This window comes from Pseudomonas sp. MEJ086, from assembly GCF_030209025.1.
Taxonomy (GTDB): Bacteria; Pseudomonadota; Gammaproteobacteria; order Pseudomonadales; family Pseudomonadaceae; genus Aquipseudomonas; species Aquipseudomonas fulva_A.
The window spans coordinates 124,634-137,976 of record NZ_JARVSV010000024.1 but is presented as its reverse complement, the minus strand read 5'-3'; the positions used below and the strand labels follow the sequence as shown (position 1 = coordinate 137,976).

Annotated in this window: 11 protein-coding genes; 2 read left to right on the top strand and 9 right to left on the bottom strand. The window is 64.8% G+C overall.

Translation table 11 applies throughout. From position 1 onward, the window contains the following. Positions 1-3: 3 nt before the first annotated feature. The gene (gene upp / locus QRN22_RS15730) at positions 4-642 is read right to left on the bottom strand and encodes a uracil phosphoribosyltransferase (protein ID WP_042556235.1); all 639 of its coding nucleotides are present in this window, start codon (positions 640-642) and stop codon (positions 4-6) included. Positions 643-925: 283 nt separating this feature from the next. Here upp and QRN22_RS15725 point away from each other — a divergent pair, with 283 nt between their 5' ends. Next, positions 926-1,483 carry a hypoxanthine-guanine phosphoribosyltransferase gene (locus tag QRN22_RS15725; RefSeq protein WP_042556236.1) on the top strand — a complete coding sequence of 186 codons (558 nt, stop codon included), beginning with the start codon at positions 926-928 and terminating at the stop codon, positions 1,481-1,483. 52 nt (positions 1,484-1,535) lie between these two features. Here QRN22_RS15725 and dauA read toward each other — a convergent pair whose 3' ends face one another. After that, the gene (dauA, locus tag QRN22_RS15720) at positions 1,536-3,245 is read right to left on the bottom strand and encodes a C4-dicarboxylic acid transporter DauA (protein ID WP_042556237.1); all 1,710 of its coding nucleotides are present in this window, start codon (positions 3,243-3,245) and stop codon (positions 1,536-1,538) included. A gap of 277 nt (positions 3,246-3,522) precedes the next feature. Here dauA and QRN22_RS15715 point away from each other — a divergent pair, with 277 nt between their 5' ends. Continuing rightward, positions 3,523-3,810 carry a PA4642 family protein gene (locus QRN22_RS15715; RefSeq protein ID WP_042556238.1) on the top strand — a complete coding sequence of 96 codons (288 nt, stop codon included), beginning with the start codon at positions 3,523-3,525 and terminating at the stop codon, positions 3,808-3,810. A 51-nt stretch (positions 3,811-3,861) separates the two neighbouring features. On the opposite strand, the gene QRN22_RS15710 is transcribed toward QRN22_RS15715, so the two are convergent. The 7 genes from QRN22_RS15710 to pgi all read right to left on the bottom strand — a co-directional run bounded on the left by QRN22_RS15710 (position 3,862) and on the right by pgi (position 13,340). After that, on the bottom strand, positions 3,862-4,170 hold the full coding sequence (locus QRN22_RS15710; protein WP_042556239.1) for a DUF2845 domain-containing protein: 309 nt from the start codon (positions 4,168-4,170) through the stop codon (positions 3,862-3,864). After that, complete coding sequence (locus QRN22_RS15705) at positions 4,167-4,457, bottom strand: DUF2845 domain-containing protein (RefSeq protein WP_042556240.1); 291 nt, start codon at positions 4,455-4,457, stop codon at positions 4,167-4,169. The genes QRN22_RS15710 and QRN22_RS15705 overlap by 4 nt, the downstream gene beginning before the upstream one ends. Before the next feature lie 4 nt (positions 4,458-4,461). Next, positions 4,462-7,404, bottom strand: coding sequence for a DUF748 domain-containing protein (locus tag QRN22_RS15700; protein ID WP_042556241.1), 2,943 nt, complete (start codon positions 7,402-7,404; stop codon positions 4,462-4,464). A 77-nt stretch (positions 7,405-7,481) separates the two neighbouring features. Further along, complete coding sequence (locus tag QRN22_RS15695) at positions 7,482-8,498, bottom strand: class I SAM-dependent rRNA methyltransferase (RefSeq protein WP_042556242.1); 1,017 nt, start codon at positions 8,496-8,498, stop codon at positions 7,482-7,484. A 94-nt stretch (positions 8,499-8,592) separates the two neighbouring features. Further along, positions 8,593-9,468, bottom strand: a complete 876-nt coding sequence (locus tag QRN22_RS15690) for an oxygenase MpaB family protein (protein ID WP_042556243.1) — start codon at positions 9,466-9,468, stop codon at positions 8,593-8,595. A gap of 132 nt (positions 9,469-9,600) precedes the next feature. Then, the gene (gene acs / locus QRN22_RS15685; RefSeq protein WP_042556244.1) at positions 9,601-11,538 is read right to left on the bottom strand and encodes an acetate--CoA ligase; all 1,938 of its coding nucleotides are present in this window, start codon (positions 11,536-11,538) and stop codon (positions 9,601-9,603) included. 137 nt (positions 11,539-11,675) lie between these two features. After that, on the bottom strand, positions 11,676-13,340 hold the full coding sequence (pgi, locus tag QRN22_RS15680) for a glucose-6-phosphate isomerase (RefSeq protein ID WP_042556245.1): 1,665 nt from the start codon (positions 13,338-13,340) through the stop codon (positions 11,676-11,678). Positions 13,341-13,343 lie beyond the last annotated feature (3 nt).

Sequence of the window (13,343 nt, the reverse complement as noted above, 5' to 3'; positions counted from 1 at the left end):
CGATCAGGCGTCCTTCTGCTTGGTGCCGAAGATCTTGTCGCCGGCATCACCCAGCCCGGGGATGATGTAGCCATGTTCGTTGAGACGCTGGTCGATGGAGGCGGTGTAGATCTTCACGTCCGGGTGGGCTTCGTTGACCGCCTTGATGCCCTCGGGCGCAGCGACCAGCACCATGGCGCGGATTTCCTTGCAGCCGGCCTTCTTCAGCAGGTCGATGGTGGCGACCATCGAGGCGCCGGTGGCCAGCATCGGATCGATGATCATCGCCAGACGCTCGTTGATTTCCGGTACCAGCTTCTCCAGGTAGGTGTGCGCCTGCAGGGTTTCCTCGTTGCGCGCCACGCCGACGGCGCTGACCTTGGCACCCGGAATCAGGCTGAGCACGCCGTCGAGCATGCCGATACCGGCACGCAGGATCGGCACCACGGTGATCTTCTTGCCGGAGATCTTCTCGACCTGCACGGGGCCTGCCCAGCCCGCGATCTCGTAGTTTTCCAGCGGCAGATCCTTGGTCGCCTCGTAAGTGAGCAGGGCACCCACTTCCTGGGCCAGTTCGCGGAAATTCTTGGTACTGATATCCGCGCGGCGCATGAGGCCGATCTTGTGGCGAATCAGCGGATGGCGGATCTCGAGGACTGGCATTGCGGGGTCTCCGGCAAAAATGGGCAAAAAACACGCTAGATTAAAGCATTGCACTGCGCTGTGGGCGCTGCGGATGTGGAACTTTTTACAATCGGCGAACAAGGGCCCTGCCACTGGTCGAGCGTATCCGTGGATGCTTGCGCCTCACCCGGCGGATGGGTAACGTTGCCGCCTTTTTTCTGACCCGGTGATCAGCTCTTGCGCCGGAGCCATCCATAACCGTGCGGATCGATGCCCGCAGAGCCAGGGTTCTGCCCACCATCGCCGCCAACGAGGACATGACATGCCCGCCGATCTCGCTCACATCCGCCAAGTAATGGCCGAAGCCGACTGCCTGTACAGCGAAGCCGAGGTGGAAGCCGCCATCGCCCGTGTCGCCGTGGCCATCAACGCCGAGCTGGCCGACCGCAACCCGGTGGTGTTCTGCGTGATGAATGGCGGGCTGATCTTCTCCGGCAAGCTGTTGACCAAGCTCGACTTCCCTCTGGAGGCGTCCTACCTGCACGCCAGCCGCTACCGCAACCAGACCAGTGGCGGCGAGCTGTTCTGGAAGGCCAAGCCGGAAGTCTCGTTCATCGACCGCGATGTGCTGATCATCGACGACATCCTCGACGAAGGGCACACCCTGGGCGCGATCATCGACTTCTGCCATCACGCGGGCGCGGCCAACGTGCACACCGCCGTGCTGATCGACAAGGATCACGACCGCAAGGCGCGCCCCGATCTCAAGGCCGACTACGTGGGCCTGCCGTGCGTCGACCGCTATATCTTCGGTTACGGCATGGACTACAAGGGCTATTGGCGCAATGCGCCGGGGATCTATGCGGTGAAGGGACTCTAAGCAGTCTGTGTGAACACTACTGCGCTCGGTCACACGGCCTGTAAGCCCCCGCTTATTCGCTGGCGCCTGATCGCCAGCTCTCGCAGATCGCCCGGGCGCGAGGCAGATCCCGGGCATAGCTCAGGCGGCCGTGGGCATTCTGCAGGCCGGCACGGCGCAGCTTCAGGCGCAGCGACGGCGAGGCACCGCTGACGATCAGGGAGATGCCGTGCTTGCGGTACTCCAGCACGATGCTGTGCAGTGCCGCGAGGGCGGTCATGTCGAGCATCGGCACGCCGCTGACGTCGAGAATCACCACCCGGATATGCGGATCGAGGCGGCGCAGGGCGCCCAGCGTGCGCTCCGCTGCGCCGAAGAACAGCGGGCCGCGAATGGCCAGGGCCTGTACATGCTCCGGCAGGTCACTCAGGGCCTGATGGCTGTGCCGTGGCAGGCTGCGCGTGTCGGTCAGTTCGCTCATGCGCTTGATGAACAGCCCGGCGGCCAGCAACAGGCCGACGCCGACCGCCAGCACCATGTCGAACAGCACCGTGAGCAGCAGGCAGGTCAGCAGCACCAGCACGTCGCTGCGTGGCGCGATGCGCAGGGTATGAGCCACATGATGGGCCTCGCTCATGTTCCAGGCCACCATCAGCAGCAGGGCGGCCAGCGCGGCCATCGGCAGGTAGCTGAACAGGGGAGCGAGAAACAGGATCGCCGCCAATACCACGGCCGCGTGAATGATGGCTGCCAGGGGCGAGCGGGCACCGGCTCTCACGTTGGCGGCGCTGCGGGCGATGGCCGCGGTTGCGGTGATACCGCCGAACAGTGGCGCGACCAGGTTGCCGATGCCCTGGCCGAGCAATTCGGCATTGGGGTCGTGCTTGCTGCCGGTCATGCCATCGGCGACTACGGCGCAGAGCAGTGATTCGATGGCTCCGAGCATGGCGATGGCGAACGCAGGAGCCAGCAACTGGCGGATCAGCTCGAAGGACAGAACCAGAGGCTGACCATCGGCGCCAGGCAGATGCCAGGGCCAGGCGAAGGTTGGCAGAAAGGGTGGAATGCCGGGGTAGCTGACGCCGTCGACGACGTAGCTGAAGCGTTCGCCCAGAGTCGCCACCGGCAGACCGCCTCGCTCCAGCAGCATGCCCAGCAGCGCACCGACCGTCAGTGCCACCAGATGCCCGGGGATGCGCGGCACCAGCCGTGGCCACAACAGCAACACGCCCAGGCAGGCCAACGCCACCAGACTGTCGCCCAGGTGGATGCCGGGCAGGGCCTGGAACAGCAGCTGCAATTGCTCCACGTAGTGGCTCGGCTGCCCGCTCAGTTGCAGGCCGAGCAAGTCCTTGATCTGCAGCGTGGCGATGACGATGCCGATACCGGCGGTGAAGCCGAGGGTGACCGGATAGGGCACGAACTCGATCAGGCGGCCGGCCTTGAGCAAGCCCAGGGCGATCAGGATCAGCCCGGCCAGCATGGTGCACAGCAACAGGCCGCCGATGCCGAACTGCCCGGTGATCGGCAGCAGAATCACCACGAAGGCTGCGGTGGGGCCGGAGATGTTGAAACGCGAACCACCACACAGGGCGATCAGCGGCGCTGCCACCAGCACGGTGTAGAGGCCGTGTTGCGGCGCCACGCCGACGGCGATCGCCAGGGCCATGGCCAGCGGGATGGCGATGATGCCCACCGTGAGGCCGGCGCTCAGATCGCCACGCAGGCTGGCCCAGGAGTAACCGCGCAGGCTCTGGCGACAAGCGGCGAACAGGGTGGGCATCGTGGCACTTCCTGGCAACGGGTGATGGTTCAGCGCAAGCCGCCGGGCCTTGGCGCGGTCGTGCTGATCGGTCAGTGGAACCTGATCATGCGCCAGTATAGGAGCGGGCGGGAGGAGTGGTTGTTGACTTAGGTCGCGTACCGCTCGCGTCAGGCGGGTGCTAGGGGCTGTGACAGATCCACACGACCGCCCTACGGGATGGACCGCCTGCGTTGAGCGTGTGCGGCGCCGGGGTTACACTGCCCGCCCCGTGTGGTCTGGTTTGCTGGAGTGAGCGATGCGTAAAGACAAGAAGCAGGTGATTGGCGACGAAGTGAGCGACGAGCAGATCAAGCTGTTTCTCGCCGTGGAACCGGCTGATGCCACGCCGCCCTCGCTGCACAAGCTGGTCAAGGCCTACCGTGGCCTGCGTGACCACGATTTCGAGCGTTTCGTGGGGTTCTTCGTCGAAGCCGGCTACGACCTTGATGCCAAGGATGCCGACGGTAACGACTTCGTCGCCCTGATCAGGGATCAGCGTCAGTCCGAACCTTACATCCAGGCGATCGAAGCCGCGCGCGGCTGATCGCTGGCGGGTGACGGTGTCCTGCCGCCACCCGTTCCGATCGACTGGCGGCTAATCGCCGCGTTTGCTGTCGATCCTGTTCAGACGGTTGCCCTCGAAACGCAGAAAGTAGTTCATGCCGTTGCGCGGGCCGTAATTCCATTCCTCTATCTGCACTTCATGGGTGAAGCCGTAGCTGTCGGTCTGGTCCTTGTAGCCGATGAACGCGCGGTTGTTCGGTTCGCCGCATTTGGACTGGACTTCGGCGGTACTGTCGCCGGTGCTCGCCAGCGCGTTACCGCAGCGCCAGGTCGCCGCGTTGGCGGTGCCGGCCAGAAGCATCAGCAGGGTGCAGGAGATCAGTGTCTTCATAGTCGTCATTGCTGGCGTTTGCGCTCGATGCGCGTCAGCCGGTTGCCCTCGAAAGTCAGGATGGTGAACATGCCGTTGCTGGGCTCGTAGGCCCATTCCTCGATATTCGTTTCGCGCCTGTCGTAGCCGCCCAGGGTGTAGCCGACAGGGTCGCGGAACGCCGGCTCGCCGCATTTCTGCATCACCTCGAAGGTGCGATCGCCGAGGTTCACCAGCTTGCTGCCGCAGCGCAGGGTGTCGGCCTGGCTCAGCAATGGGGCGGCGCAAAGCGCCAGCATCAGACCCAGTCGTTTCATGTCGTCACTCGCTGCCCAGGTGTAAGGGGGTGGCCACACGGCCGTCGTTCGCAGCCTCGCCGAAGCTGACGTCGAGCAGGTAGACGCGCTCGGCCGCCAGCTTGCCGCTATCGACCAGATAGGCCTTGATCGCCGCAGCGCGATCTTGAGCCAACTGGCGCAGCAGGCCACGGCTGTCGCTCCAGGATTCGAGCACGGCATCACGCAGGCGCACCGTGCGCTCGTCACTGTCGAGCTCGGCCCACTCGGCAGGCGGCTGCTGTTTCAGGCGTGCGCGGTAGATGCCTTCCAGCAGCGGAGCCTTCTCGTCCTCGGGCACGACCAGCAGGTCGGCGCTGGCCGGCACCTGATCGCCACGGCGCTGCATGATGCGATACAGATAGTCCTGATATTCGCGCTCCAGGCGTTGGGCGGCCATCAGCGGGCCGTCGCTGCTCTGTGCGCTGGCGCCTTCGATCTCCAGGCGCAGGGTCGGGCGTTCCTGCAGGGCGGTGGCGAGCACGTCGAGGGACGTCTTCGCCTGGCCGTCCAGCTCGTCGCTGCCGGCGGCGAAGACCACCGTGCTCAGGTCCATCTCGGCGCCACCGCTGACCAGCCCGCCGATGAACTTGAAGGGCGCCTGGGCGGCACGCAGCACCAGATTGCGCAGGGTCTGCCAGACGATCGGCATGACGCTGAACTGCGGGTTGTTGAGATCACCCTGCAGTGGCAATTCGATGGAAATCCGCCCCTGGGTGTCCTTGAGCAGGGCCACCGCCAGGCGGATCGGCAGGTCCACGGCGTCCGGGCTGTCGACCTTTTCGCCCAGCTGCAATTGTTCGACCAGCACCTTGTTCTCGGCATTCAGCTTGCCGTCATTGATGCGGTAGTGCAGGTCCAGATTCAGGCGGCCCTTGCGGATGCGGTAGCCCGCGAACTTGCCGGAGTAGGGCGTCAGGGTGGTCAGTTCGACCTGCTTGAACTGGGTGGCGATATCCAGGCTCTGCATCGGGTCGAAAGGCGTCAGGCTGCCTTTGATGCTGACGGGGGCGTAGCGGTCGACCTTGCCGCTGATATCCACGGGCGCCGGTTTGCTGCTGGTGCTGTCGAGGGTGCCGATGCGGCCATTGAGCTGCTGCACGGCGGTGGCGAAATTGGGCCTGAGGCTGAAGTCGGCGAAGTTGGCCGAGCCGTCCTTCAGGCTGACCTCGCCGATACGGATCGCCATCGGCTTCTCGGCGGCGGCCGAGGACTGCGCCTGGGCGGCATTGCCGGCAGGTTGCTTGATGATCAGGTCATTGACGTTGGTGGTCAGGTCTTCGTTGATGATGAAGCGTGCATAGGGCTGCTCCAGATCGACCCGTGCGATGTCCAGGCGCTCGCCATGGCGATAGTCGACGCCGCCCAGGTCCAGTTGCTTCCAGCGCAGCAGGTCGCGGCCCTTGAGGGTGTCGAGGGTGTGCAACTGGGTGATCTGGGCGGTGCCCTGAACACGCAGAGCCAGAGGTTCGGTTGCCGTGAGCTCGACGCCAAGATCGCTGCTCAACAGGCCGCTACGCAGTTCCAGGTGCACGAAGGGGCTGATGTAGGCCTGTGCCACACGCAGGTCGATATTGCGGGTGGCGACCTTCAGATTGGCGGTGGTCGGGCTCAGTTGCACCTGGCCCTCGGCCTGCAGCTTGCCCTGTTTGCCGACCCCGGTATCGAGCTTGAGCGCGAAGGGCGAGGTGCCGAGGCTGTCGAAGTTCTGCATGTCCAGATCGAGCGGGCCCAGCTCCACGGCGACTGCTTCGTTCGGCACGCGGTCGACGAGGTGGGCGTGGTAGTCGCGCAGTTGCACGTCCTTGACCTGCACCTGCCAGGGTTTGGCGGGCTGCTTGGCGGCTGGCTGTGCCTCGTCGCCAGCAGTGGTAGTGGCTTCTGGCTTCGGTGCATCTGCCACAGGCGCCGGCGTGGCGGCTTGCTGCGGTTTGCCGGCCAGGAGTTTCTGCCAGTCGAGTTCGCCATCGGCCTCGCGGGCCGCCCAGGCTTCCAGTTTCTGCCCGCGTACCTTGCCGATCACCACCTGCTGCTTGGCCAGGTCCAGAGAGGTTTCGCTGACTTCGAGGGAGTCCAGTTTCACCAGCGGCTTGCCGTCCGGCGCCTGCATGGCGAATGGCGCCACCTTGATGCGGGCGTCGCTGAGCAGCAGCTCGGTGCCGTCACGCAGGTTCAACCGGTAGTCGGTGGACAGGCTCACGACGCCTTTCTCCAGTACCAGCGGAACGGCGTCACGCACGTAGGGCCAGAACGCCTTCATCGGCTCGTCGGTGATCTTCAGGGTACCGCTGGAGCTGATCGGGCTCAGGCTCAGCTCGCCGCTCCAGTCGATACGGCCGCCAGCCGGGCCGGTGGCCACCAGGGTCATCTCGGCGTTGTCATCGGGCAGGGTGCTGAGGTTGCGCAGCTCGAGATTGAGGTCATCGTAATGGATGTCGATCGGCTCCTGCGGACGCAGGTCCTGGAAGTGCAGATTGCCGCCCAGCAGTTCGATGCGGTCGATGCGCAGGGGAAACGGCTCGCTGGCTTCTTCCGGCTGTTTCTCGCTGGCCGGCAGTTTGAACAGTTGCGCCAGGTTGAGGGTGCCGTCCTTGTCGAAACGCACTTCGGTGTGAGGCTTGACCAGCTTGACGTCGGCCAGGTGCAGGGCACCGCTCCACAGACTGTCCAGCTGCAGGTTCACGGCCAGGTGCTCGAAAGCGACCTGTTCCTTGCCGGGCGCCCCCAGGTGCAGCCCCCAGAGGTCCAGCTCGAGGGTAAAGGGGTTGAGCTGTAGCCGATCGAGCCGTGCAGGCTCGGTCGCATACTGTTCCAGCTGCTGATTGGCGATGCGCAGGGCAATGCCGGGCAGGATGAGGAAACCGATCAGGCTGTACAGGCCAATGGCAATCAGCAGAGCGGTGGCGGCGCGTCGCAATCCTTTGTGCATGGTCTTGCTTCATCTTCCTGGCGAGAGTGCCTTGGATTATGGCATGAGCCCTGGGTTCCGCGGCACGCCGCGCGGGCTCAAAAATGCAGGACGAGGGTTTTCAGCGGCGGGTTGCCATCGGTGGAGGGGAAGTCCGCGGCGGGTAGCAGTTGTTCATGCTCGCGCACCGGGCGCCCCAGTTTGCTGGCGCAGCGCAGCACCTGCTCGCGCCAATCGGCCATCGGCACTTTCGCCAGATTGTTGCAGCACACCAGGCTACCATGCTCGGCAGTGGCGAGAATCGCCGGTTTCAGCAGGCTCTGGTAATCGCGCAGCAGGTCGACCGTGCCGAAGGCGCTCTTGGCCCAGGCTGGCGGGTCGAGAAACACCAGATCGAACGGGCGCTGCTCGAGGCGTGGGTAACTCGGCAGCTTCTGGCCGCGGCGCGCGGCGATAGGCAAGCCGGCCCACTGGCGGATCGCCGGGAAGTAGTCCGACTGGACGAACTGCATGGCCGGCAACTGCGGGTTGAGCGCGCCATTTTCGCGACCGACCGCGAGGTTGCCCTCGGCGAAGTCGAGATTGACCACTTCCCGTGCGCCGCCCGCCGCGGCATTGAGGCCAACACCGCAGGTGTAGGCGAACAGGTTGAGCACGCTTTTCCCGGCGCTGTGGCGCTGGATCCAGCCACGGGCATTGCGCAGGTCGAGGAACAGCAGCGGATCCTGGCCCGCATGGCGGCCTCGCACGCGGTAATCGAGGCCCCATTCCCGACCCACCTGATCGGCCAGGGCTTCGTCGCTGGCACTGTAGACGGGGTCGCTGCGATCGACACGGGAGTTACCGCCGGAACGGTCGTTGTAGACCAGCAGCGTGTGCAGCCCGAGGGTTTCGTTGACCTGTTCGTGCAGCGCCAGCAGGTCGTCGCGGGTCAGCGTCTGGTGAAAGCTCTGCACCATCAACTGCTGGCCATAGCGGTCGACGGTCAGGCCGCCGGCGCCTTCCTGGCTGCCGTGGAACAGGCGATAGCAATCGGTCTGCTGTGCGTGCAGCTCGGCGATCAGGGCGTGGCGATTGGCAAGTGCGCTGCGCACTGCCTGGTCGAGAGACGGCATGTGCAGCGACTCGTGATAAGGGGCGCGCAGTCTACCACCCTCGCAATCAGTTCAACGCCTGCTGCGCATCGGTCCTGCTGCGTCGAGCAGATGCTCAGTAGGGTGGCAGGCCCATGCGTATCCGCGACTTGTGCAGCGAACCACTGCGTACCGCCCAGCGGATGATCGGTGCGATGGCGTGCACGCCGCTGCGGATCAGGCGGCTGCGCAGCGGTGTCATGCGCTGGTCGAGCATGCTCTGCGCCCAGCCCGGTAACAGGTCGATACCGGCTTGCAGGAACAACTGGCCAACGGGGGCTGCCAGCCTGCTGGGTGCCGGTGCGGCCAGCAGGATGCGCAGGATTTCCCGGGAGCGCTCGTCGCACAGCAATTGCTCGCGCATGCGCTCGAGGTAGGCCGCTATCTGCGCCCGGTTGCGCGGTACCTCGGCGGCCCCCAGGCGCTCGGCGACCAGGGCGATTTCTGCGTAGTAGCGATCCTGATCGGCTTCGCTCATGCGTGGATTCAGGTAGCGCAGGTGCGCCTGCAGGAAGCTGTACACCTCGGCCACATGCACCCAGGTGAGCAGATGCGGGTCACTGGCGGCATAGGGGCGGCCGTCCGGCGCGGTGCCAACCACGTGCAAATGAATGCGTTTGACCTTGTCGATCAGCCAGTCGGCGTCGTCGCGGCTGGCGAAGGTGGTGCCGGAAACGAACTGGCCGGTGCGGCGCAGGCGACCCAGCAGATCCTCGCGGAAATTGGAGTGGTCCCATACGCCGGCCAGGGCCAGTGGATGCAACGCCTGCAGCAGCAGGGCGCTGACCCCGCCAATGAGCATGCTGGTGAAGTCACCGTGGATGCGCCAGCACACCGAATCCGGGCCGAACAGGCCGGGATCGCCCTTGGGGTTCTCGAAATCGATCTGTCCCAGCGCGATGCCGCTGAGGCTGAGTACCTGGCTTTCTATACGACGGCGGATGACTTCCATGGCGCGAGCCTAAAGCGCCGGGCTGCGCGCCACAAGTCATGGTTCCGTTCGCGGTTGCCCCGGTTACCGCTACGCTGCAAGGCGATGGCCTTAGCCTGCGGTCGAGTGTGGCGATACCCGGGGAAATCGTCGTCAGGAATTGAGCCGCTCGGCCACCAGGCTGTCGACCACGGCCGGGTCGGCCAGGGTCGAGGTGTCGCCCAGGCTGTCCAGTTCGTTGCAGGCGATCTTGCGCAGGATGCGGCGCATGATCTTGCCTGAGCGGGTCTTCGGCAGGCCCGGTGCCCACTGGATCAGCTCCGGTTTGGCGAAACTGCCGATTTCCTTGCCGACCAGACTGAGCAGTTCCTTTTTCAGCTCGTCGCTTGGCTCGATGCCGTTCATGGTGGTGACGAAGGCATAGATGCCCTGGCCCTTGACGTCATGGGGGTAGCCGACCACAGCCGCTTCGGCCACGGCGTCGTGCAGCACCAGCGCGCTTTCCACCTCGGCGGTGCCGATACGGTGGCCGGAGACGTTGATCACGTCGTCGATACGCCCGGTGATCCACCAGTAACCGTCCTCGTCGCGGCGCGCACCGTCGCCACTGAAGTAGTAACCGGGGTAGGCGGTGAAGTAGGTCTCGAGCATGCGCTTGTGATCGCCGTAGACGCTGCGGATCTGGCTTGGCCAACTGGCCTTGATGGCCAGTACGCCCGCGCCGGGCCCCTCGATTTCCTTGCCTTGCTCGTCCAGCAGCACCGGTTGCACGCCGAAGAACGGACGGGTCGCCGAGCCGGGCTTGAGGTCGGTGGCGCCGGGCAGTGGAGTGATCATGATGGCGCCGGTCTCGGTCTGCCACCAGGTGTCGACGATGGGGCAGCGCTTTTCGCCGACCACGTTGAAGTACCACTCCCAGGCTTCCGGGTTGATCGGCTCGCCGACGCTGCCGAGCAGGCGCAGGCTGCTGCGTGAGGTCTTCTTCACCGGCGCTTCGCCTTCGCGCATCAGTGCGCGCAGTGCCGTCGGTGCGGTGTAGAAGATGTTCACCTTGTGCTTGTCGATCACCTGCCAGAAGCGCGAGGTGTCCGGGTAGTTGGGCACGCCTTCGAAGATCAGGCTGGTGGCGCCGTTGGCCAGCGGGCCGTAGACGATGTAACTGTGCCCGGTGACCCAGCCGACATCCGCGGTGCACCAGTAGATATCGCCATCGTGATAGTCGAACACGTACTTGTGGGTCATCGCCGCCTGCAGCAGGTAGCCGGCGGTGCTGTGCAGCACGCCCTTGGGCTTGCCGGTGCTGCCGGAGGTGTAGAGGATGAACAGTGGGTCTTCGGCGTCCATGGGCTCGGCGGGGCAGTCGGCGGCCACCTGTCGTACGGCCTCGTGGTACCAGAGATCGCGGCTCTCGTCCCACTCGATCGTGTTGTGGGTGCGCTCGACCACCAGCACGGTGGAGACGTTGGGGCAGTTTTTCAGGGCCTTGTCGACATTGCCCTTGAGGGGGATGAACTTGCCACCGCGCACGGCCTCATCGGCGGTGATCACGGTGCGGCAGTCGGCATCGAGAATGCGGTCACGCAGGGCATCCGGCGAAAAGCCGCCGAACACCACCGAGTGCACGGCGCCGATGCGGGTGCAGGCGAGCATCGCGTATGCGGCTTCCGGGATCATCGGCATGTAGATGCACACGCGGTCGCCCTTCTTCACGCCGCGTTGTTTGAGCACGTTGGCCAGCCGGCAGACCTGCTCATGTAACTGCCGATAGGTGATGCTGGCCGAATCCTTGGGGTCGTCGCCTTCCCAGATCAGCGCCACCTGATCGCCACGTTTGGCCAGATGGCGGTCGATGCAGTTGTGGCTGATGTTCAACTGGCCACCGGAAAACCAGCGAATGTCGCCCTTGCTCAGGCTGCCGCTGGAGACTTCATCCCAGGGTTTGAACCAGTCGAGAAAGGCCTTGGCCTGTTCGCCCCAGAACGTCTGCGGGTCGTCGACCGATTGGCGGTAGAGGCGCTGGTAGGCGGCGTCGTCGAGGTGAGCACGCTGGCGTGTTTCGTCGCTGACAGGGTGGCGGCTGATCGTGAACATGGCGGGGTACCCTTGTTGTTATATGTCCGCAATAGACACTAAGGGTAGCAGCCAAGTTTTACTGGTCGACCCCGACGAGGCCGAGAGTGACGCAAAGTGTTGCCGGCGCTCGCCGATGAGCGAGCGCCGGCAATCCATCAACCGCGATGGCGACCGCGGAAGTAGTTGATCAGCCCCTGGGTGGAGCCGTCCTCGGCGCTGCTTTGCTCGCTGCCGACCATGCGCGAATAGACGCCCTTGCCCAGCTCCTTGCCGAGTTCCACGCCCCACTGGTCGAAGGCGTTGATGCCCCAAATGGCGCTCTGGGCGAACACCTTGTGCTCGTACAGGGCCACCAGCGCGCCGAGGCGGCGGGGGCTGATGCGCTCGAGCACCAGGGTGTTGCTCGGCCGGTTGCCGGGGATCACCTTGTGCGGCGCCAGGCGCTGGATGTCGTCTTCGCCGAGGCCCTTGCCGCGCAGTTCCGCCTCGGCTTCCTCGCGGGACTTGCCGAGCATCAGGGCCTGGCTCTGCGACAGGCAGTTGGCGTAGAGCCACTGGTGGTGGTCGGCGACCGGGTTGTAGCTGACCACCGGAACGATGAAGTCCGCCGGAATCAGCTGGGTGCCCTGGTGCAGCAGCTGGTGATAGGCGTGCTGGCCATTACAGCCCACGCCGCCCCAGATCACTGGCCCGGTCGCGCCGCTGACCGGGCTACCGTCCTGGCGCACGCTCTTGCCGTTGGACTCCATGTCGAGTTGCTGCAGGTGCCGGGTGATGTTGCGCAGGTAATGGTCGTACGGCAGGATCGCCTGGCTCTGGGCGTCCCAGAAATTGCCGTACCAGATACCCAGCAAGGCCAGCAGGACCGGCATGTTCTGCTCGAATGGCGCGGTCTTGAAGTGCACATCCATGCTGTACGCACCGGCCAGCAGTTCCTTGAAGTTGGACATGCCGATGGACAGGGCGATCGGCAGGCCAATGGCCGACCACAGCGAGTAACGCCCACCGACCCAGTCCCACATCGGGAAGATGTTCTCTTCGCGGATACCGAACGCCACCGCGGCTTCGCGGTTGCTCGACACGGCGATGAAATGACGATACAGCTCGGCCTCGGAGCCGCCCTGAGCCAGGTACCAGCCGCGTGCGGCCTGGGCGTTCTTGAGGGTTTCCAGAGTGCCGAAGGACTTCGATGAAACGATGAACAGGGTGGTTTCGGCCTGCAGCTTGGCCGACAGCTCGTGGAATTCGCTGCCGTCGATATTGGCCAGGTAGTGGCAGCGCACGCCGCGCTGGGCGAAGGGCAGCAGTGCCTCGGAAACCAGCTGCGGGCCGAGAAAGGAGCCGCCGATGCCGATGTTCACCACATCGGTGATGGGTTTTTCGGTGTAACCGCGCCACAGGCCGTTGTGGATGCGCCCGACCAGCTCGGTCATCTGCTGCAGTACCCGCTGCACCTGTGGCATCACGTCGATGCCGTCGACCAGCACCTTGTCGCCGAGCGGCCGACGCAGTGCGGTATGCAATGCCGGGCGACCTTCCGAGGCATTGAGCTTCTCGCCGTCGAACATGGCGCGGATCGATTGCTCCAGGCCGGCTTCGCGGGCCAGCGCCATCAACAGCGAGACGGTCTCGTCACTGGCCAGGTTCTTCGAATAGTCGAGAAACAGGCCACAACTGCTCAGGGAAAACTGCTCGAAACGCTGCGGGTTGCCAGCGAAGGCGTCGCGCATGCTGAAGTGCTGCATGGCCTGGCGATGCTGCTGCAACGCCTGCCAGGTAGGGAGGGCGAGAACATCGAGCGGCTGTTGGTAATACGCCATGGG